This is a genomic window from Cyclobacteriaceae bacterium (genome assembly GCA_025808415.1).
GTDB lineage: Bacteria > Bacteroidota > Bacteroidia > Cytophagales > Cyclobacteriaceae > UBA2336.
This window is the reverse complement of record CP075525.1, coordinates 1,825,342-1,846,732: the sequence shown is the minus strand read 5'-3', so window position 1 is coordinate 1,846,732 and position 21,391 is coordinate 1,825,342. Positions and strand designations below refer to the sequence as shown.

Here is a 21,391-nt window from a genome sequence, read left to right as displayed (position 1 = left end):
ATTTATTCATGCAATTAGCCAAACTGGAGATCAAAGGTTTTAAGAGTTTTGCCGATAAAATAGTTATCAATTTTGATGAGGGTATTACCGGGATTGTAGGGCCAAACGGCTGTGGTAAATCCAACGTGGTAGACTCTATACGCTGGGTGCTGGGCGAGCAGAAAACCAGTGCTTTGCGCTCTGAAAAAATGGAGAACGTTATCTTTAACGGTACCAGCGGGCGCTCCCCACTTCAGATGGCCGAAGTTTCGCTTACCATCAACAACACAAAAAATATACTCCCGACAGAATACTCGCAGGTAACCATAACCAGGCGCTTGTACCGCACGGGTGAGAGTGAATACCTGCTAAACGGGGTAACCTGCAGGCTAAAGGACATTACCAATCTATTCATGGATACGGGCATTGCTTCCAACAGCTATGCTATTATAGAGTTGGGCATGGTGGATGATCTGCTGAACGATAAAGATCACTCACGCAGAATGCTTTTTGAAGAAGCTGCCGGTATCTCAAAATTCAAAAAACGCAAAAAAGAAACGCTTAAGAAACTTGAAGATACTGATGCCGATCTTGAACGGGTTGAGGATTTGCTTTTCGAAATAGAAAAAAACATGAAGAGCCTGGAAAAGCAGGCCAAGCAAACGGAGAATTATTATAAGATTAAGGAAGAATATAAGGAGAAAAGTGTTACCCTGGCCAAGGTTGTCGTAAGCCAGCAAAAACAAAAGTATGATAGTCTGCAAAAGCAGATACAGGAAGAAAACGATCGCAAGCTTGCACTGACCAGCGATACCGCAGAAAAAGAGGCACAAATTGAACAGGCAAAAGCGGAGTTGATTACAAAAGAGAAAACACTTTCCGCTCGGCAAAAAGCGATTAATGAATTCGTGGCCAAAATCAGGCACTACGAAAGTGAGAAGCAAATCAAGAATGAGCGATTAAAATACCTCAACGACCGTGCATCTAACCTGCGTGAACAAATTGAACAGGATAAGAAGAGCAACGAGCGGGCACGTTTCAGCATTCAGAGTCTGGAAAACGAAAAAGAGTCAGCCGGTCAGATTCTTGCCGAGATAACGCAGAAACTTGACCTTCTTAAGTCAGAATACGAAGAGCAGAAAAATGCTACCGCCACCCTGCAGTCTGAAGTAGATGCACTTCGCCAGGTGCAACGCGAGAAACAGGAAGAAAGCTTCCAAACCAATAAAGCAGTTGAGATTCGGGAAATACAAGTAAGCTCCTTCAAACAGGAACTTGATCGTACAGCCACGGATACCAATAAGCAAAGTGCAAGCCTTGTTGAGTTTGAAAACAAACTGGTTGAACTTCAGCAAGAGATCAATATCAGAAATACAGCTCTTGAAAATTTACGAAAAGAAGAGGAAGACAACCTAAGCCGGATTCATTCCATGGAAAAAACCATAGAAATGATACGCGAAGAGATGACCTCCATTGGCCGAAAATTAGATGCGCGCCAGAATGAATACAACCTGACAAAATCATTAGTTGAAAATCTGGAAGGTTTTCCGGAAGCCATCAAATTCTTAAAAAAGAAAATCGCCAAAAACGCTCCGCTACTCTCCGATATTTTAACCTGTCCGGAAGAGTATCGCGTTCCGATTGAAAATTATTTAGAGAATTACCTCAACTACTATATTGTAGAGCATGAGGCGGAAGCATATGAGGCCATCAATATTTTAAGTGATGCTTCTAAAGGCAAGGCCAACTTTTTCATTCTTGATTCCTTCGAAAAATTTGACCCCACCCCTACCCGCATTTACGACAATGCTTTCCCCGCTACACAAATTATTGAGTTCGATCCGAAGTATCGCAAACTCATGTCGTACATCCTTGATCGGGTTTATGTTTACGAAGGCGATATTAAAGGAATACCTACTGACGATGACAACACCTTCATCACCAAAAGTGGCAAACTTACCAAACGCAGATTCAGTCTTTCGGGTGGTTCAGTTGGGTTGTTTGAAGGAAAGAAAATCGGAAGGGCTAAGAACCTCGAGAAACTGGAGAAAGAAATTAAGGAGCTTACCGGCAAATTGAATGAAACCCGTGAAAGTCTCGTTCAACGTCAAAGCGATCTTGAGAAATTAAGGAATACGAAAATCCGCCAGGAGATTGAAGAACTGCAAAATGGTATTCGTCAGGTTAACGAAGAGTACGTTTCCTTCCGCACCAAGCGTGAACAGTTCTCTCAAATGCTCAGCAATTCGGATTTGCGCAGGGAGGATATCCTTGAAAAAATTGATTCACTGTTAAAAGAGCTTGATGAACTCAAGCCAAAAGCTGCTGAGCTTAACCATGCTGTATTAACACAAGAGGAGCGCTTTGCCGAGATCACCGGAAGACTTGCCGCTCAGAATGAGTTGCTCAGTCAAAAATCAGCAGCGTTTAATGAACAGAATATTTTCTTCCATCAGCAGGAAAACCGTGTCAAGAGCATTGATCAGGAAATCGGCTTTAAGAAAGAGTCAATGGAGCAAAGCAGTGTGCGCATTGAACTCAACGTTGAAGAACTGAGAAAAAACGAAGACGAGGTTAAGCACATCATTGAAACCACCCAAACCAACGACACAGAACTCATTGGCATGTATGCCGAAAAGGATGAGATGGAAAAAGGATTGAGTGAGGCTGAAAAAGAATATTACGAAGCACGCGGCAACATCGATCAGGTTGAAAAAGATTTGCGTGAAGTACAACATACCCGCAATACGATTGATAACCTGTTGATGGAGTTGCAAAACCAACTCAGCGAAAGTAAACTTCACCTGAACTCGGTGAAGGAACGTCTCTCGGTTGAATTTAATATTGACCTCGATTCCGTTACTCAGCAAACCACTCCGGAAGAAAATGAAGCACTGGCAACGTTGAGTGAGGAGAAACTGCGCAACGATGTTTCGCGCATTCGCGAACGCCTGGATAACATGGGACCTATCAACCCCATGGCCATGGAAGCTTACACAGAAATTAAAGAGCGCAACGACTTCATCATCGCTCAGAAGGAAGATCTCGCGAAAGCCAAAGAATCGTTGTTAAATACTATTCAGGAAATTGAAGGTGCCGCCAGCATTACATTTATGGAGGCTTTCAACCAGATTCGCGATCACTTCAAGCGGGTATTCCGTTCACTGTTCAATGAAGAAGATGATTGTGATTTGAAACTAGCCGATCCGAATAGTCCGCTGGAATCAGAAATTGACATTATCGCGAAACCGAAAGGCAAGCGTCCGTTAACCATTAACCAGCTTTCAGGTGGAGAAAAAACCCTTACAGCAACAGCCCTTCTATTCTCCATGTATTTATTGAAGCCTGCGCCCTTCTGTATTTTCGATGAAGTGGATGCTCCGCTGGATGATGCCAACATTGATAAATTCAATAACATCATTCGCAGCTTCAGCAAGGACTCACAGTTTGTGATCGTTACCCACAACAAGCGCACCATGACTTCTACGGATGTGATTTACGGAATCACCATGGTAGAGAAGGGTGTTTCTAAAGTAGTACCAGTAGATTTACGCGAACTGGCCTAAGTACTTCCTGACATAAATCAGATGGCTACGTGATAAAACCCGTAGCCATTTTTTATTTACCGGGTTAGCTTTAACAAGCATTTAGGATTCGGTAGATCTTAGAAACCGCAATGACGCTAAGTCGCAAAGAAATCGCACTTACTTTGCGTCATTGCGCCTCTGCGGTAAGGTAAATACGCGTACTTAACGGATTTAAAATTCAGGACTAAATGGAAACTCCTATAAAAAATGAAAAAGTTAGTCTTCTTTATCTTCATCATTGGAGCGTTTAGCTGCGATACTGTTCGAACAGAATACGATACCAGCATAGACTTTAGCCAATACAAAACTTTTTGCTGGCTGGAAGGTTGTGCGTTTACGTTTACAGGCCCTGCCTACCTGGATGATAGCGTTGTCCAAAGTCATGTAAAGGAGTCTATCATCTCAACAATGCAAAAGAAGGGAATACAGTATAATGATAATGATCCAGATCTGTTGGTGGATTTTCACATTACAATTGAAAATGAAAAGGCAATCTACTACCATGGTGTGCAGGATGATCCGTATTACTACCGGACAACTTTTCTGCAACCTGAAGAAGTGATCCTTACCAGGGGAACATTGCTGATTCATGTTGTTGACCGGCAACGCAGCGAAGTAATCTGGCAAAGTCATGCCGAAGGATACCTGGAAGATCCGCCCGACTTATCAAAGAAAAATATTCAACGTGGTATCACCCGTGTACTGAAGGATTTTCCACCTTCCAAAAAGTAATTCTTAATGAAATAACTGAAGAATATCCTCCTCAATTCTTCGAGGTCGCATAGTATTGGCATCGAGCAAGCACCAGTTGGTTTTCGCCCGAACCAAAAGCTTATTGGTTTTTTGATTGTAAAACTCAACATGCCTTTCGGAGCGGACACCTTCCGATTTTTCAACCCATGTCTTTACTATTAAAACATCATTCATTAAAGCAGGAGAAAAGTATTCTATCTCATGTTTCAAAACCACCCAGGAATACTTTTTCTGAATTTCCGCTGAGGCTAAACTTTGCCAGTGAGCCGTGGCAACATCTTGTACCCATTGAAGGTACACCACATTATTTACATGGTTAAGTCCATCAATATCATGTTGCTGAACGGTAATGGTTTGTTCAAACGCTTTCACGCTTTCAATTTACTCACTAAAGCGGGTCAGGCAAACTATTCGTATTTTAAGGTCTCTGCGGGCTGTGTCCAGGCCGTGCGAAAAGCCTGGTAGCTGATCGTAAGAAGTGCTATGCCAAGCGCAATACATCCGGAAAGAAGAAATACATCAACACCAATGGCTACACGGTATTCAAATCCCGCAAGCCAATCGCGCATGACTAACCAGGTTATGGGAATGGAGATCAGCATGGAAGCCATTACCAACAAAACATAATCTCTTGACAAGAGCAGCAACAAGGAACGTTCTGTTGCGCCTAATACTTTACGGATACCAATTTCTTTTGTGCGGCTCTGCATGGCCAACGAAGCCAGTCCGTATAACCCAAGGCTTCCAATAAGTATAGCCAACAGGGTAGCGATACGGATAATTTTACCCAGATTCTGATCACTGGCATACTGCGCTGCAATTGCCTGATCAACAAATGTAAAAGAGAATTCCTGGCTGCCGGTAAGCTTATTCCAAACCTCCTTAACCTGATCAATGGTTTGCGCCATATTACCGGGCTTCAACCGGATTAATAATTTTGGAATCGGTGAATTACTTATGGAAATATTTTCAACACCTGGAAAAATAATTGAAGGATCCATGACAAGTACCAATGGCTCAACCCGGGTATACAGCGAAGCATAGTTAAAATCTTTCACCACGCCTATAACCTCATGGTCTCCAAAATTTCTACCAGGAATTTTTTTACCGATAGCATCATCCCATTTTAGTTCTTTAGCGAAAGCCTCGTTTACAATTACTCCTCTTCGTACATCAGCAGTTGAGTTATTATCGAAATTTCTTCCGGCAGCAAATTCCATTTGTAATACCGTGAAGTATTCAGGTTCAACAGTATTCAGATTAAAATTGCGATACACGCCATCCAGATCAGTGTACCCTACGCCTGTCCAGTTACCATTTGCAAAATCATGAGATGTGCCGCATACCCCAGCCACATCGGGAACTTTTGACAGTTCACCCTTGAACTGCTGCACCATTTCAAATCCACGCTGAACGCGTTCTGTTAACCGACCCTCACGCGGTACATTGAGTTGTATAACGGCAAGTTGTACACGGTTAAATCCCAGATTCTTATCCTGAAGATAATTGAGTTGATTGCGCATGATTAATGTGCTGGAAATCAGAAAAACAGTTAGCACAAGTTGAATACCGACCAACGCCTTACGAAGCCCTTGACGGCTGCTTATTCCCTGCACACTGCCTTTGAGAATCGTAACCGGTCGAAAATTGGAAAGTACAAAGGCCGGATAGCTTCCAGCTATCAATCCAATAATTACCACCAACACAGTTGCTACTGACAACGTGAACACATCTAAACCAAGCGAAAGCTCTTTTGCTGCCAGTGTATTAAATACCGGTAAGCTCACTAAGGCTAAAATAAAACCCAAAGCAAGTGATACCAGCGTGATCAATACAGCCTCACTAATAAATTGAACGACCAGTTGGCTTCGAAGAGCACCCGCTACCTTTCGTATGCCTACTTCCTTTGCGCGCTTAAGCGACCGGCCAACAGACAGGGTAACAAAATTGATACACGCGACAAAAAGTATCAACAGGGCTACCGCGCTTAATATATATGCATAACGCGGATTGCTTACCGGAGCAATGCCGGTGGGAAAACTGGTGTCGAGGTGAATGCTGGTAAGGGGCTGCAAGCCTACTGTATAATTGCTTTCTTTATAATCATCCTCACCAAGCGCTGTTTTGAAAATCGGTGGAAATTTTTCCAATACATCAGCTACCTTAACTCCGGGCTTTAGCAACACATACGTTTCCGGATTTACATTAAACCACGATGAAGTGAGCACCTGCTCATTGAACATTTTGGGATAATTAAGATCGGAAATAAGAATTGTAAACTGGAGGCTGGAGTTAATCGGTGGGTTTTCAACCACCGCCTTAACAAAAAATTCCTCAGGCTTTTCGCTGATTTGAATGGTTATAACCTGGTTAATCGGATCATCCTCTCCGAAGTACTTCTCAGCAATCTGTTCTGTTATGATTACATTATTACTACCCCCAAGCACATTAGATTGTTCGCCTTTTAAAATCCTGAAATCAAACACATCAAAGAAATGTTCGCCTACAATGGTAGCACGCTCTGAAAATTGATTCTCTCCCACCTTCACCTGTGTACCAAAAGGGTTAAAGCGCACCTGATGTTCTATTTCCGGAAGATTTTCTTTTAGTGTAGGGCCGAGCGGAAAGGGTGTAACGGTATTGAAAAATTCCTGATTCTCACCATAGCTTTCCTTTACATACCCACGGTAAATGCGTTCCGATTTTTCATGAAATCTGTCGAAGGTCCACTCATCCTTTACAAAAAGTACAATTAAAATACAGCAGGCAATACCCAGGCTAAGGCCGGCTACATTTATAATTGAATGTGCTCTACTACGCCATAGGGCACGAAAAGCAATCTTCATATAGTTTTTGAGCATAAAACAAGTGTTTAGTGAGCAAGGGAATACGTAAAGTAAAGGATGTATCTAAATCTTCAAAAGTTGTATTGTTGGTCAATTTACTGAGTTTAAATTTTGGTTCTTAACTTGTCACCCGCATGGACATCAACCTTCTTATCATCAGTGGTATTCTCTTTCTAATTATTGCTTTCCTGTATTCATCTGTAGGGCATGCAGGCGCCTCGGGTTACCTCGCTGTTATGGCCTTATTGGCCTATCCGGTAGAATCCATCAAGCCCATCTCGCTTACCCTTAACATTATTGTTTCGCTGATCGCCTCCTATAAATTTATCAAAGCCGGGTACTTTGATAAAAAATTATTCGTTCTGGTTTCCATTACTTCAATACCCCTGGCTTTTTTAGGGGGATATCTGAATCTTGATCCTTACTGGTTTAAAAAACTCGCAGGTATTTTTCTTATTGCTTCCGGTGCGCTCCTACTCCTCCGGCAATTTATCAAGCCTACAGAAAATGTTCGCGAAATCCATCCGGCAACTGCATTGGTGTTAGGTGCTATAATCGGTTTTACTTCGGGCTTATTGGGTGTGGGCGGTGGAATTTTTCTTTCCCCCATTATTATCATGTTTGGTTTTACTACCCTGCGTAATGCCTCAGGCGTGGCAGCATTGTTTATACTCTGCAATTCTATCCTTGGACTCACCGGCAACTACATGGCGTTTAAAAACCTTCCGGTTGAAATTGTATACCTAATACCCATGGTGATAATAGGCGGCTATACAGGATCACATTTAGGCTCACTAAAACTCAACAATCAATATATTGTGAGTTTTCTTTTCCTGGTGTTGATATCAGCAGGGCTTAAGTTTTTACTAGTAGGTTAATCAGAATTGCTCCAACACCTTTATCCGCTTTTCAATAGGCGGATGAGTGGCGAATAATCCTTCAAGTCCGCCCATGAAACCGGATGATTTATCCGGATGGTTGTGAATAAACATTTCTTTCACGTCATCATTCTTAACGGCTTTTACTTCATAGTTTCCGGATACTTTGCGCAACGCAGAGGCAAGCGCCTGTGGGTTACGTGTCATTTCTGCAGCTCCGGCATCGGCCATGTATTCGCGCTTACGCGATAGACCAAAACGAAAAAGCAACGCCAGAAAATAAGCGACTGCTGCAATTACCAAAGCAACAATAGCTCCCTTATTATCCTTTTTACTACTGCGTGAGCCACCATACAACATATTGCGGAACAGTATCTGAACAACAAATGAAAAAATGCCTACAAAAATGATCGTGATCACTAATAACCGAACATCGCGGTTACGGATGTGCATTAACTCGTGGGCGATTACGCCTTCCAACTCCTGATCATTTAGTTTATCGATGATGCCACGCGTAAGCGTAACAGTATAACTTTTCTCCGACAGTCCGCTGGCAAATGCGTTCAATGCCGGATCTTCAATAATGTGAACTTTCGGCATGGTCATGCCTTCCGTCATGCAAAGGTTTTCCACCAGGTTATACACGCGCATGTTATCCTTTCGTGCCAGCGTATGAGCACCGGTGGCGGAGTCAATCATCTTGTTATGAAAGGCAAAGGCTATTAAAAACCAGACGAGTACAATACCGGAAACAATCGGGGCCACACTTATAAAAGCATTGTTAACCTGATCCACATCGGGCCCACGGTATTCATCGCCAGACACAAAATACAAGAAAGCATAAACGCAACCCAGCACCAGGGCCGGAAAGGCAATCAGGTAAAACACTGACATCCGGTTATTCCGGCTTATCTGTGCCTGAATTCCAACATAACCCGCCATAGGTTAATTGAAGTTGATGTCAGGAGCTTTGGTGGCTGCGGCACGTTCGTCACCTAATTCGAACATAGCAGCTGTTTTAAAGCCAAACATACCGGCAAAGATTACATTAGGGAAAACCTGAATAGCGGTATTGAGTTCTTTGGTTGCTGAATTGAAGAACCTGCGCACAGCAGCCAGTTTATTTTCGATATCAGAAATTTCAGTTTGCAGGTGCATGAAGTTGGTATTGGCTTTCAAATCAGGGTAAGCCTCTATTTGAATACGTAAACCAGCCATGGCCGTGGATAACTGCTGTTCTGCCATGATTTTATTATCGATACCCGTAGCACTCATAGCCCGGCTCCGGGCTTCTGTTACTTTGGTGAGCACACCTTCTTCGTGCTTCATGTAGCCTTTAACGGTGTTAACAAGTTGGGGGATAAGGTCGTGACGCTGTTTCAGTTGCACGTCAATATCTGCAAAGGCATTTTCCCTTCTGATTCTGAGTTTAACAAGGTTGTTGTAAATGCTGATGACGTAAATCACAATCACTACAACAATAACAATACTGATAATTAATCCGGTCATGTGTCAATGGGTTTTAATGGCACTAAAAATAGGATACCAGAGCGGTGTTTGAAAATTATTAGCTGACTTTAATTTACAGCGCTGAACAAAAGTATTAACCAATCTCCTTCTGATACGCCACCACATCCAGCACCTTCCCGAATTTCTCCCCTACATTTATAAAGTGGGCGCATTTTACAAAACCAGCCTTTTCAAACAGGGCCATGCTTGATGTATTATCACCGGTAATCACCCCCACCAGATTTTTCAACCCTAATTCTTTTGCTACCTGCTCCAGATGCGCCAGTGCTGTTTTACCAATTCCTTTGCCCATAAACTCAGGCTTCAGGTAAATGCTGATCTCGGCCGTACGGTCATAGGCCGGGCGTTTTTTATGGTAGGTTAAAAAGCAATAGCCGGCTAACGCACCATCTGCGTAAATCAAAAATGATTTGTAGAGTGGGTGACCAATAAAAATAAACTCCTGAAGCTGATCTAACGCGATCGGTTCTGTATGAAATGTGGCTGTGGAGTTTTTGATATACCAGTCGTAGATGGCTTTAATCTCAATGAGCTTATCTCCTGTTAAGGGTGTAAATGAAAGCTGCATATTTAATTCCTGTTTGACTTCATCCTTCTCTGATACCCCAACAATATCCTATAAAACTCCTCGGGCTGCTCTTCTATAATTTCATGTCCGCATTGCTCAATAACATGCATTTCATGGTTTCGAAAGCACTCCTTCTGCATGTAAAAGGTCGACTCGCCCTGATCATCCTGGCGGCCATAGATAATCAGGGCCGGGGTTTTCAGTTTCCTGAGCTTATTGGTGATGTCGAATTTTGTTTCCAACACTTCCTTGTCGATAAAGGGAATAGGTTGAAAATTAAACTCATAAAACAACTGCTCGTACATCGCTCGGGAAACTTTGCGCCTATCGTAATACATAGCCCGAACGTGTATGAGAATAAATTCTTTGTAGGCCACTACTTCTTTATTCAACGGGTCAGCACGCTTCAACGAATCAAGTTCGCGTTCCGTTTTTGCGGAAAAGATTTGTTGAAGGTGGTCTAGTGAATCCACCTCAGCCAAGGAACGCCTTGCAAACTGGTTATCATACAAAAAATGCCAGAGCTTGTAGGATGGCGGTGCAGAACACACGAGAATGATTTGCGAAACAAATTTTGAATACGTTGCGGTGTAATTCATCGCTAATAACCCGCCCCACGACACACCCAACAGGGTAATTTGTTTATCGCCACGGTGCTGGCGCAAGCGTTCAAGATCATCGGTGTAGCGGGTTATGGAAATGGTATTTTCATTAATGGGTATGTTACGCGATTTACCCGAGCCGCGCTGATGTACAATAATGCAGGTGTACCAGTTCTTCAGGCTATCAGCCAACTGGCGGTAGCTTTGGTTTGGATACTCGCCCGGTCCGCCAGACAAAATATACAACGCGGGGCCGCTGCCGTATTGTTCATAATAAAGCGTGTATCCATCACTGGTATAGCTATGAAGGGTTTAGCCTGAGCAAAATGAGATGGTGACGAAAAGAACTATTACCTGAACGATATGCCTCATATCCCTATTGTAATTGTATTAGATACAAGTTAGCCTTTGTTTGTGTTCTTTTCCAACAAAACACTTCCTTCACATATACATTGTTGGTCAAGAAGACCAACAATGGCTTAGTGGTAAGGGGAGTAAATGAAATATACATGCATCAGCAATATATTCTTTTCAGCATCAACGGATAATTATTTTTTTGAATCGACTAGTAACAGTGTCAGATATTTTCACAACGTAAACACCCTTTGGCCATTCAGCCGATGGCAAGCTAATTGTGATATTGCCTCTATCAAACACCGAATCATATACTTGCTTAAAAAAATGAGCGCCTTGGATACTATTTATAGTGATTTCCACTGGATAATTCCGGCTGTTAGAAAATACTATTTTAAATTCTCCGTGTGATGGGTTTGGGTAAACCAAAATAAAATCATCGATCGTTTCGCCTAAAACAGAGGTAATAGAAAAATTATAGCAATCTGCCACTTTGAAACAGGCTCCATCAGAAACCTTAACAGTGTATGATCCACTCGATGAAGGGGTAAAACTTGCCATTTTTTCATCCTGAATTACATCATTTGTATTACAATCAATCCATTGGTACTGCAAATCACCTCTTATACCTGCGTGTAATTCATTTCCTGATTGAGTAATCGTGGCTTCTGGGTCAAGACAGCCAATAATACGGGCTATTTTATTCCGCCATATATTATCAATCTTTGAAAAAGATCCCCCAATTATGAGTTTACCATCAGATTGTTCCGCAATTGCTTCAATGGTTCCGTTAAACCTCGCGCTCATATCATAAGAATTATCGAGCCCCCCATTTAAATTATACCTACTCAAAAAAATATTCGATGAAAGAACGTATATAAGCAACTTATTGTCGCTTTGTCTAAATATAATCGGCACAAAAGATTGCTGAATCGGTAACCTCAAATCAAAACTATTAAGGGTTCCATTTGCATTGAGCTTTGCAACACCGTGCCTGCTTATATTATTAAACCGATCAAAGTAGCCGCTAACTATTATTTTACCATCATCTTCAACTATCATATCATGCAGGTATCCATTAAAACCCTGATCAACACTAAAACTTAAGTCAATGTTTCCGTTAGAAGTCAGCCTGACAAGTTGTTTCCTTGGGTGACCATCAAATTCAGTAAAAGACCCGGCTGCAATAATTTTACCATCTTTAAGCAAGCCAAGTAGTCTTACACCATCATTGGAGCCCTCACCCGGATTAAAACTTAAATCAAGGGTACCATCAGTGTTAAGTCTGGCAATACGATTGACAGGTGCTCCATTATATTCAGTGAAGTACCCCCCTACTATAACCTTTCCATCCGGTTGAACAACCATACATTGCACAACATAATCAAATCCTGAACCAGGGTTAAAAGTTTCATCCAACGACCCGTCAGGATTCAACCGGGCAATGCCTTTCCTCGGATAGCCATTATAGGAATTAAAAAGTCCTGCTACGAGAATCTTCTCATCTTCTTGCAGGACCATACAATAGGGAGGCAAATCCAAACCAGCTCCAGGATTAAAACTTGGATCTAATGAACCATCTGAGTTTAGCCTGATGATATTATTTACTTTTACTCCGTTAAACGAAGTGAATTGGCCTGAAGCTACTATCTTATCATCACGCTGAATGCATATTTGGCCAATAGATGCATAGCCAGCGAAGCCAGTTCCAATATTAAAATAATCATCCAAGGTTGCATTCAATCGTAGCCTTGCAATCCTTCCTACTCTAGTTTCATCAAAAAGGCTAAACGTTCCACCTACCATCAAATCTCCATCGACCTGCTGGCCGATTGCATAAACCGAATTATCAAATCCTTTCGTTAAATCGAATGAAGTGTCTATAGTTCCATCTGTATTTAACACTGCCAATTTTTTACATGAAATGCCATCAATCGAATCGAACTCACCGCCAACAACCAATCTTTGGTCAGAAAGCAATAATAATTTATGGATGTAGCCATCAAACTCAGCTTCATTAAGGTATCCAGTATCTAGCGATCCATCCGTATTCAACCGTCTCACTCCGTTCAACATTCCTACCACTATTTTACCTTCGCCTGTGAGTACCATATCCCTAACAGCAGTTTCTATATTCAATCCAGGATCAAATCCCAAGTCAACTGTTCCATTGCTATTCAAGCGCACAATTTTTCTCCGCTCAATACCATTAATATCCTCAAATCCCCCACCAGCGAGTATCTTACCATCATCGTGCACTAAAACCGCATATACGGCCGCATCAAAACCGTAACCCGGATCAAAAGTTTCATCAATTGTGCCATCTTCATTTAGTTTACAAATATGATTTCTTGCGACTCCATTGAAAGAATTAAAGAAACCTCCAACGATGATCTTACTCTCAAATAGGTCAACAGATAGAATGTAACCTCCATTATCTGCACCGCTTCCTGGGTTAAAAGAAATATCCGGTGTTCCGTCTGAATTCAATCGGATAATTTTTGGTCTGTATACTCCATTGTAAGAAGTAAAATTACCACCAACCAAAATTTTTCCATCCATCAGGATTTTAATACACATTGGACTCAAGTTGAATCCAGAACCTACGTTAAAAGATTTATCAATAGAACCGTCACTATTTATCCTAACAATTCCTCGGCTCGGCTCGCCATTGTATGTCGTAAAATCGCCTATAGCTACTACCTTACCATCCGGTTGAACAGCAATAGACTTGACCTCTGTATTCCAAACTGAACTAAAACCCTTTCCATCACCATAAGTACCATCATCTATTAGATTGAAACTTGGATCGTACTGACCTGGGTTTTGGGCATAGCAAAAATTCCCAATTATAAAATTCAGGATGCACAGGATAATGATGAAGATGCTAGCTTTACTTATAAAAAACACCATAATAAATATCTCTGAAATATTTATTTACGTAATACCATCAACTCCACTTTCCTAAACTCCACCGGGTGGCTTTCGCTTTGCAATGAAATAGTTCCACGTTTTAGCGGAGCGCCATCGTTAGCAGTTTTGTAACTATCATCACCAATTACCGGGCGGGTATAGGTGATCACCGTGTCGCCATTAATAACATGATGAAGCAGGCTATCGCCATAGGCAATTACTTCCGCGGTTACCCATTCGTTTAGCATATAGGTTTTACTGGTGGAGTTAATACAATGTTGTTTGGTTAGGGTATCGGCCAGGTATACGTGTGTACCGGGTGTGCAGAGGTTACCGGTAGATCGTTTCCACTCGGGTGTGCCCGCCAGAAACTGCGCTTCCAATGATACCGGAAAGTCCTGATCAATACCCATCGTTTCAGGACGTTGGCCATGTACCATCACTCCGCTGTTCATGATAGCCCACCGCGGACCACCCGGCACCTGTTCACCCGTAAAGCGATACTCGATGCGCAGCCGGTAATGCGAAAATTCATCTTTATAGAATAAATGACCGAACTCCCTGCGGAAGGAATCGTACTCGCTATACGAAACTTTTAGGATTCCATCTTCCACGCGGAAGGTGTTGTTGAAATTTACATCGGTTTCGTAGCCGGAAATCTTGGGTATCCACCCGGCAAGGTCTTTACCGTTGAAGAGTTGCATCCAGGTATCCTCAGTTTCAGTTTTTTTTGTACAACCCGAAACAATGGTGAACACCAAAACAATCACTAAAATATTTTTCATGCTTAATGGTTTGCATGATGAAGATAAAGGGAATTTTCGGTTTGTGCTACACTAAAAAGCCCACCGTGTAGGTGGGCTCAAGCATTAACCGTTCTTCTTAGCGCGCTTTTCTGCACGCTTTTCTTTTAAGGTTTTCTTGGGAGCTTTCTTGGTCTCCTTTTTACGATCCATTGATTTTGACATAATTATATAAGTTAAGGATAATCAATATTACAAAATTCTATTTATTGATACAGGGGTTCAAATCAACTTTTACGTTTTCGCCCCGCGCTTTCGATTCGCTCCAGGCCACACAGGCATTGGTCCGGTCGCCTGTTTTCAGGTAGGCTTCGGCCAGGTAATAGAAAACTTCATCGATAAAGGGGTCAAGGTCTACTGCCTGTTTTAAAACACGCAGCGCAGCCGTAGCATCATCCGACTTTAAGTAATAAATACCTTTATTGCGATAGGCCCAGCCATTGTACGGATCGAGGGTTATACTTTTATTAATATCCTCCAGGGCGGCTTCACGATTATCCTGCAACAGGTATATAAATCCACGGTTATTCAAAAAGAAAGCATCGCGGGGTTTCAAATCCAGTGCTTTGGTAATCCAATTCATTGCCTCATCAAACTTTTCTTCCGCAGCGCTCAACAAGGCTAGTGTATTGTAAGCATTTGCCTCAGTATCATCAAGGGCATAGGCCTTAACCAAGGCGGCCCGTGACGCTTCAAAGTTATGGGCGTAATAATGCACTGTCCCGATATTCACCCACAATTCGGCATTTAACGAATCCATGGCAAGCGCCCGATCAAATGATGCCAGTGCGGCTGCATAATCGCGCTTCTTGGTGTAAACCAATCCTTCTAAAAAATACACAGTAAGGGTATCCGGCTTTTCACGCTTTATATACTGGATGTCACGTAAGGCATCATCGGGTTTACCCAATTCATAAAATGTATTCGCCCGGTTAAAATGGGCGTTTAAAAAACCCGGCTTGCAACCAATGGCCGTGCTGTAATACTGAAGCGCTTCGGCATATTGCTTTTGCCGGAAATATACAGTGCCCAGGTTATTCAGTGCATCGGCATAACACGAATCAAGGCGCAGGGCTTCTTCATAATTTTTATGGGCCAACGGGTAGTTTTGCTTTACCAAAAGTTCATTGCCTTTGAGCAAAAAGCGTTGCTGGCGGGTTTCCTTACTATCGGAACAAGCCACCAGCACAACCCACATAATTAAAGCAGCCCCAAACGGTTTCATCATTGTTTGTCTCATTTCTTTCCCAAAAATCATTAATTTCATGCTAAACCATGAGTATTAACCTCGAAATCAAACAACAAGTTATCGGTCTTTTACAACGTAGCCAACGGGTAAGGGCTAAAGAACTTTTGATGGAGAAATTTCAGATTGCCCCCGATGATGCCGAGAAGTTGATTCAGGCCATTGAACTGGAGCATCCGGAAGCGAAAAATGCACCCCCTAACATTGCTGAGCAGATTACGCTGGTAAAAACTCAGGGTGGTGGCTGTATTGTCTTTGGTATGCGTGCCCTTATGGTATTCTTCCTCATTTTCACCTTCGCGTTTTATGCCATAGCCATCGGTTTGCTGGTTTACTTTAACAGTTACACCGGTAATGCAGACAGCGTAACAGGAATAGTGGTTTCATTCAGAGAAAATGAGAGCGGTTCCCAAGCCCCGGTAGTGGAGTATACCTGGAAGAACGAGGTGAAGCGCTATGAAAGCACCATGTACTCCTCTCCACCCGATTACAGGGTAGGCGATCAGGTTCCGTTACTGGTAAACCCTGAAAACCCCGATGTTGCAGTAATCGACTCATTCACCGAACGGTATATGCTGAGTACTTTTTTCGCGGGATTCGGCACGTTCTTCCTGATCTTCAGCCTTGGATTATGGGTAGTCTCAAGAAAAATCAAAAGAAGTTTGGCCAACTCACAATAGTTATCTTTATTTGCTCACGAAATGAACAACACGTTAATCATAAACAATCATCACCACCATCATGTTAACAGCACGTTGCGTGGCAGGTTTATGTTTTAACTAAACTATAAAGACTTTGAGAAAAGGCTTGCCGCGATAACGGCAGGCCTTTTTTTATTCCCCTCTCCTAACAGGAGAGGGGTGCCCGAAGGGCGGGGTGAGGTTTAATAAATAAATTAAAATGAACAACATACTACGAATCGCTATTCAAAAATCTGGTCGCTTGCAGGAAGAATCACTAAAACTTCTGAAAGATTGCGGACTAAACATCAGCAATGGAAAAGATCAACTGAAAACACAGGCCGGTAATTTTCCGATTGAAGTCCTCTTCCTTCGCGATGACGACATACCCCAATACATTGAAGATGGTGTAGCCGATGCCGGTATTATCGGTGAAAATGTATTCATCGAAAAACAAAAGAAGGGCAACATCATTAAGCGGTTGGATTTTTCAAAATGCCGATTAGCACTTGCTATACCGCGCTCCGAAAGCTATACCGGACTCACCTGGTTTGAAGGAAAAAATATCGCCACCTCCTACCCCAACATCGTCAGCGATTACCTGAAGAAAAACAACATCAAGGCAGGCATTCACGAAATCAGCGGCTCAGTTGAAATTGCTCCCGGCATCGGGTTGGCCGATGCCATCTGCGATATTGTAAGCACCGGCAGTACATTGTTGAGCAATGGTTTAAAGGAAGTGGAACTGGTGATGAAGTCAGAGGCAGCTCTGATTTCCAGAATTCAGTTGGAAAAATCTAAACAAGATATCCTCGACAAACTGCTTTTCCGAATTGAAGCCGTTCAACAAGCACGAAACAACAAGTATATATTATTGAATTGCCCGAATGAATCGATTGAAGCCATCACGAATGTAATTCCGGGTATGAAAAGTCCAACGATACTACCCTTAGGCAAAGAAGGCTGGAGTTCATTACATTCCGTTGTGGATGAAAACGACTTTTGGGAAAAGATTGATCAACTGAAAGCGCTGGGCGCTCAGGGTATATTGGTAATACCGATTGAGAAAATGATTAAGTAGTTAGGAAGTACGAAATACGAGGTACGAAGTACGAACAACCAACAACCAACAACGAACAACCAACAAAAATGAAACGATACACCAACCCTTCCCGCCACACCTGGTCACAACTTTGCGAACGCCCGCAACTGCAGTTGGAGTTTCTGGAGAGTTCTGTCAAAAATATTTTGGTGCGTGTAAAAAAGAACGGAGATTTTGCTTTAAAGGAATTTACCAAACAGTACGACCAGGTGGAGATCAGCACCCTTCAGGTTACCGAAGAAGAAATTAAACTTGCTGCACATTCCCTTGAGCCTGCCTTAAAGAATGCTATTGAAACAGCCGCATCCAACATCGAAAAATTTCATAGGACTCAACTGCGCGAAGCAGTAATTACGGAAACCATGCCCGGTGTACAGTGCTGGCGTAAAGCTATAGCCATTGAAAAAGTTGGTATCTACATTCCCGGAGGAACTGCACCTCTGTTCTCTACGGTTTTGATGTTAGCCATTCCGGCCAGGTTAGCCGGATGCACAGAAGTTATACTCTGCTCACCCCCCGATAAACATGGAAACATTCACCCCGCCATTTTATTTGCAGCACAGCTAACAGGTGTAACTAAAATATTTAAAGCCGGAGGCGCACAAGCAATCGGTGCATTAGCATATGGTACGGAAAGCATCCCCAACGTGTATAAAATTTTTGGTCCGGGTAATCAGTATGTTACCAAAGCCAAACAATTGGTAAATCAGGATGGCGTGGCCATCGATATGCCGGCCGGTCCCAGTGAGGTATTGGTATGGGCCGATGAAACGGCTACACCTTCCTTTGTCGCAGCAGATCTATTATCGCAGGCTGAACATGGAGCAGACAGCCAGGTGATGCTGGTATTACCTAATGAAGCATTACTGGAGAAAATTAATGATGAATTAAAAAATCAGCTGGCAGTGCTCCCACGAAAAGCTGTTGCTGAACAGGCACTGTTAAACAGTCGCACAATTATTATTTATTCCGAAACAGAAGCGCTCGATTTTATCAACTCCTATGCACCGGAGCACCTGATCATCAATACCAAAAATGCGGATGTGCTAGCCGAAAAAATTATCAATGCGGGCTCTGTCTTTATCGGAAATTACACACCAGAAGCAGCCGGAGACTATGCATCGGGTACCAACCACACCCTTCCCACCAATGGTTACGCCAAAGCGTATGCGGGAGTATCGGTGGAAAGTTTTGTGAAGTATGTCACGTTTCAAAAAATATCGGAAATGGGTATAAAAAATTTAGGCCCTGTTGTAGAAGTAATGGCCGAAGCCGAGGAACTGCAAGCGCATAAGCAGGCTGTACGTTTTAGACTTAATTCCATTCGTTGATAGTTGTTAGTTATTAGTTGATCGTAAACATATATCATGGATATACTTTCATTAGTTCGCAAAAACATTCGAACCCTTAAACCCTACTCCACCGCGCGCGATGAGTTTAAGGGAACAGCAGAGGTTTACCTGGATGCCAATGAAAATCCGTTTCCTTCAGCCTATAATCGCTATCCTGATCCGCTTCAGAGAAAACTAAAGGATAGAATTGGTGAAATCAAAAACATTAACCCATCAAAGATATTTTTAGGCAATGGAAGCGATGAGGCCATCGACCTGATTATCCGTGCGTTTTGTGAGCCCGGTCAAGATTCAATATTGATTACAGAACCAACTTACGGAATGTATGCCGTTTGTGCCGGTGTGAATGATGTGAACGTTAAGAAACTAAAACTAACGGTTGATTTCGACCTGGATCTTGAAAGGCTTCAAAATAACATTGATAGTTCCGTTAAGATTATTTTCCTGTGCTCACCGAATAATCCTTCGGGCAATTTGTTATCAAAAGAAAAGATTTACACACTCATGGCAAGCTTTAAAGGTATCGTAGTAGTTGACGAAGCTTATATTGATTTCGCTAACGCGGAGGGATTCCTTCCTTCCCTCAGCAAATACCCTAATCTGGTTGTCCTCCAAACCTTCTCCAAAGCATGGGGATTAGCAGGGCTAAGGCTAGGGATGGCATTTGCCTCAGAAGAAATCATTTCGGTACTGAATAAAATAAAGTACCCGTACAACATCAATATACTCACGCAAAATACTGCGTTAAAAGAAATTTCATCTGTAAAGGAAAAGGACAGACAGGTAAAAGAAATTCTGGAGCAACGTTCATTTCTAATTCAACAATTACAAGCGATCCCAAATGTGCTGAACGTGTACCCTACCGATGCTAACTTTGTGTTGGTTAAAATAAAGCATGCAAAAAAAGTATACCATCAACTGATTGATTATAGCATCATTGTACGCGATCGCTCCTCGGTGGTATTGTGTGATGATTGCCTTCGCATTACGGTGGGCACACCGGAAGAAAATAGTAAACTCATTGAAACACTAAAGACACTATGAAGCGTGTATTATTTATAGACCGTGATGGCACACTCATTATCGAGCCACCCGATGAACAAATTGACAGTTTGGAAAAACTGGAGTTTTATCCCGGTGTAATTTCATGGCTAAGTAAAATCGTCAGCGAAAGTGATTTTGAATTGGTGATGGTCACGAATCAGGACGGCTTGGGAACGGAAAAATTCCCTGAACAAACGTTCTGGCCTGCACACACTAAAATGCTGAAGACGTTGGAAAATGAAGGCATTACCTTTTCTAAAATATTTATCGACCGCTCCTTCCCCCATGAAAACAAACCGACCCGCAAACCGGGTATCGGCATGTTACAGGAATTTTTATCGTCTGATTATGACCTGAAAAATTCGTTCGTGATTGGTGACAGGCTTACCGATGTGGAACTGGCAAAAAATCTTAACAGCAAGGCAATTCTGATCAACAATGGTTCATTAGAACAAAAATTAAAGGACGCAAGCCTTGAACCATACTGCGATCTGATTACCACATCATGGGCGGATATTTATACATTATTGAGCAAGCCCAACCGAAAAGCCAGTGTAAAAAGAAGAACCAAAGAAACAGACATCAGCATTGTGCTTAACCTGGATGGCTCAGGCAAATCATCGATACAAACTGGCCTTGCCTTTTTCGATCACATGCTGGATCAACTGGCACGGCATGGTAGTCTTGATCTTTCTATTGCTGTTAAAGGAGATTTACACATCGATGAGCATCATACTATTGAAGATACTGCTTTGGCATTGGGTGAAACTTTCTTAAAAGCACTGGGTGACAAGCGTGGTATCGAACGCTATGGTTTTTTGTTACCGATGGACGATTGCCTGGCACAAGTAGCCATTGATTTTGGGGGAAGGCCATGGCTGGTCTGGGAAACGGAATTTAAACGTGAAAAAATCGGTGAAATGCCTACGGAAATGTTTTTACATTTCTTCAAATCATTTTCCGATACAGCCAAATGCAACCTGAATATAAAAGCTGAAGGAACAAATGAGCATCATAAGATTGAAGCTATTTTTAAAGCCTTTGCAAAAGCAATTAAAATGGCGGTGAAAAAAGAAGGAAGTGAATTACCGAGTACAAAGGGGGTATTATGAGGTTAGAGGTACAAGGTTAGAGGTACGAGGTTGGAAGTACGA

At 42.3% G+C, this 21,391-nt stretch carries 17 protein-coding genes; 8 read left to right on the top strand and 9 right to left on the bottom strand.

Annotation, left to right across the window (positions count from 1 at the left end):
• Positions 1–8: 8 nt before the first annotated feature.
• Both smc and KIT51_08665 read left to right on the top strand, forming a co-directional pair.
• On the top strand, positions 9–3,545 hold the full coding sequence (gene smc, locus KIT51_08670) for a chromosome segregation protein SMC (GenBank protein UYN88301.1): 3,537 nt from the start codon (positions 9–11) through the stop codon (positions 3,543–3,545).
• A 228-nt stretch (positions 3,546–3,773) separates the two neighbouring features.
• Positions 3,774–4,298 (top strand): DUF4136 domain-containing protein, encoded by a 525-nt coding sequence (locus KIT51_08665; GenBank protein UYN88300.1) that lies wholly within the window; start codon positions 3,774–3,776, stop codon positions 4,296–4,298.
• Between the two features lie 3 nt (positions 4,299–4,301).
• On the opposite strand, the gene KIT51_08660 is transcribed toward KIT51_08665, so the two are convergent.
• Together KIT51_08660 and KIT51_08655 are read right to left on the bottom strand one after the other, a co-directional pair.
• A complete protein-coding gene (locus KIT51_08660) occupies positions 4,302–4,700 on the bottom strand; it encodes an acyl-CoA thioesterase (protein UYN88536.1) in 399 nt (132 codons plus the stop codon).
• Between the two features lie 26 nt (positions 4,701–4,726).
• Complete coding sequence (locus KIT51_08655) at positions 4,727–7,180, bottom strand: ABC transporter permease (GenBank protein UYN88299.1); 2,454 nt, start codon at positions 7,178–7,180, stop codon at positions 4,727–4,729.
• A 119-nt stretch (positions 7,181–7,299) separates the two neighbouring features.
• On the opposite strand from KIT51_08655, the gene KIT51_08650 reads away from it, so the two are divergent.
• Positions 7,300–8,043, top strand: coding sequence for a sulfite exporter TauE/SafE family protein (locus KIT51_08650; protein ID UYN88298.1), 744 nt, complete (start codon positions 7,300–7,302; stop codon positions 8,041–8,043).
• On the opposite strand, the gene KIT51_08645 is transcribed toward KIT51_08650, so the two are convergent.
• The 7 genes from KIT51_08645 to KIT51_08615 all read right to left on the bottom strand — a co-directional run bounded on the left by KIT51_08645 (position 8,044) and on the right by KIT51_08615 (position 16,041).
• Positions 8,044–8,985 (bottom strand): M48 family metallopeptidase, encoded by a 942-nt coding sequence (locus KIT51_08645; protein ID UYN88297.1) that lies wholly within the window; start codon positions 8,983–8,985, stop codon positions 8,044–8,046. It lies immediately after the preceding gene.
• Between the two features lie 3 nt (positions 8,986–8,988).
• On the bottom strand, positions 8,989–9,552 hold the full coding sequence (locus KIT51_08640; protein UYN88296.1) for a LemA family protein: 564 nt from the start codon (positions 9,550–9,552) through the stop codon (positions 8,989–8,991).
• A gap of 94 nt (positions 9,553–9,646) precedes the next feature.
• Positions 9,647–10,141: an N-acetyltransferase gene (locus KIT51_08635; GenBank protein UYN88295.1), complete on the bottom strand. Its 495-nt coding sequence runs from the start codon at positions 10,139–10,141 to the stop codon at positions 9,647–9,649.
• 2 nt (positions 10,142–10,143) lie between these two features.
• Positions 10,144–10,980, bottom strand: a complete 837-nt coding sequence (locus KIT51_08630; GenBank protein UYN88294.1) for an alpha/beta hydrolase — start codon at positions 10,978–10,980, stop codon at positions 10,144–10,146.
• Positions 10,981–11,280: 300 nt separating this feature from the next.
• Complete coding sequence (locus KIT51_08625) at positions 11,281–14,010, bottom strand: T9SS type A sorting domain-containing protein (protein UYN88293.1); 2,730 nt, start codon at positions 14,008–14,010, stop codon at positions 11,281–11,283.
• A 20-nt stretch (positions 14,011–14,030) separates the two neighbouring features.
• Positions 14,031–14,795, bottom strand: a complete 765-nt coding sequence (locus tag KIT51_08620; protein UYN88292.1) for a DUF1080 domain-containing protein — start codon at positions 14,793–14,795, stop codon at positions 14,031–14,033.
• A gap of 220 nt (positions 14,796–15,015) precedes the next feature.
• Positions 15,016–16,041 carry a tetratricopeptide repeat protein gene (locus KIT51_08615; GenBank protein UYN88291.1) on the bottom strand — a complete coding sequence of 342 codons (1,026 nt, stop codon included), beginning with the start codon at positions 16,039–16,041 and terminating at the stop codon, positions 15,016–15,018.
• A 47-nt stretch (positions 16,042–16,088) separates the two neighbouring features.
• Between KIT51_08615 and KIT51_08610 the strand changes: the two genes are divergently transcribed.
• The 5 genes from KIT51_08610 to hisB all read left to right on the top strand — a co-directional run bounded on the left by KIT51_08610 (position 16,089) and on the right by hisB (position 21,349).
• Positions 16,089–16,739 (top strand): DUF3592 domain-containing protein, encoded by a 651-nt coding sequence (locus tag KIT51_08610; GenBank protein UYN88290.1) that lies wholly within the window; start codon positions 16,089–16,091, stop codon positions 16,737–16,739.
• A 220-nt stretch (positions 16,740–16,959) separates the two neighbouring features.
• A complete protein-coding gene (locus KIT51_08605; GenBank protein UYN88289.1) occupies positions 16,960–17,820 on the top strand; it encodes an ATP phosphoribosyltransferase in 861 nt (286 codons plus the stop codon).
• A gap of 68 nt (positions 17,821–17,888) precedes the next feature.
• A complete protein-coding gene (hisD, locus tag KIT51_08600; protein ID UYN88288.1) occupies positions 17,889–19,172 on the top strand; it encodes a histidinol dehydrogenase in 1,284 nt (427 codons plus the stop codon).
• A 36-nt stretch (positions 19,173–19,208) separates the two neighbouring features.
• On the top strand, positions 19,209–20,237 hold the full coding sequence (hisC, locus tag KIT51_08595) for a histidinol-phosphate transaminase (GenBank protein ID UYN88287.1): 1,029 nt from the start codon (positions 19,209–19,211) through the stop codon (positions 20,235–20,237).
• The gene (gene hisB, locus KIT51_08590; GenBank protein UYN88286.1) at positions 20,234–21,349 is read left to right on the top strand and encodes a bifunctional histidinol-phosphatase/imidazoleglycerol-phosphate dehydratase HisB; all 1,116 of its coding nucleotides are present in this window, start codon (positions 20,234–20,236) and stop codon (positions 21,347–21,349) included. Before hisC ends, hisB begins: the two co-directional genes overlap by 4 nt.
• Positions 21,350–21,391: the final 42 nt, after the last annotated feature.

Coding starts and splice junctions, on each gene's coding strand:
- KIT51_08640 (UYN88296.1), bottom strand. CDS start 9,552: ATGACCGGATTAATTATCAGTATTGTTATTGTTGTAGTGATTGTGATT.
- KIT51_08625 (UYN88293.1), bottom strand. CDS start 14,010: ATGGTGTTTTTTATAAGTAAAGCTAGCATCTTCATCATTATCCTGTGC.
- KIT51_08615 (UYN88291.1), bottom strand. CDS start 16,041: ATGATGAAACCGTTTGGGGCTGCTTTAATTATGTGGGTTGTGCTGGTG.
- KIT51_08610 (UYN88290.1), top strand. CDS start 16,089: ATGAGTATTAACCTCGAAATCAAACAACAAGTTATCGGTCTTTTACAA.
- hisC (UYN88287.1), top strand. CDS start 19,209: ATGGATATACTTTCATTAGTTCGCAAAAACATTCGAACCCTTAAACCC.
- KIT51_08620 (UYN88292.1), bottom strand. CDS start 14,795: ATGAAAAATATTTTAGTGATTGTTTTGGTGTTCACCATTGTTTCGGGT.
- KIT51_08665 (UYN88300.1), top strand. CDS start 3,774: ATGAAAAAGTTAGTCTTCTTTATCTTCATCATTGGAGCGTTTAGCTGC.
- KIT51_08655 (UYN88299.1), bottom strand. CDS start 7,180: ATGCTCAAAAACTATATGAAGATTGCTTTTCGTGCCCTATGGCGTAGT.
- hisB (UYN88286.1), top strand. CDS start 20,234: ATGAAGCGTGTATTATTTATAGACCGTGATGGCACACTCATTATCGAG.
- KIT51_08635 (UYN88295.1), bottom strand. CDS start 10,141: ATGCAGCTTTCATTTACACCCTTAACAGGAGATAAGCTCATTGAGATT.
- hisD (UYN88288.1), top strand. CDS start 17,889: ATGAAACGATACACCAACCCTTCCCGCCACACCTGGTCACAACTTTGC.
- KIT51_08645 (UYN88297.1), bottom strand. CDS start 8,985: ATGGCGGGTTATGTTGGAATTCAGGCACAGATAAGCCGGAATAACCGG.
- smc (UYN88301.1), top strand. CDS start 9: ATGCAATTAGCCAAACTGGAGATCAAAGGTTTTAAGAGTTTTGCCGAT.
- KIT51_08650 (UYN88298.1), top strand. CDS start 7,300: ATGGACATCAACCTTCTTATCATCAGTGGTATTCTCTTTCTAATTATT.
- KIT51_08605 (UYN88289.1), top strand. CDS start 16,960: ATGAACAACATACTACGAATCGCTATTCAAAAATCTGGTCGCTTGCAG.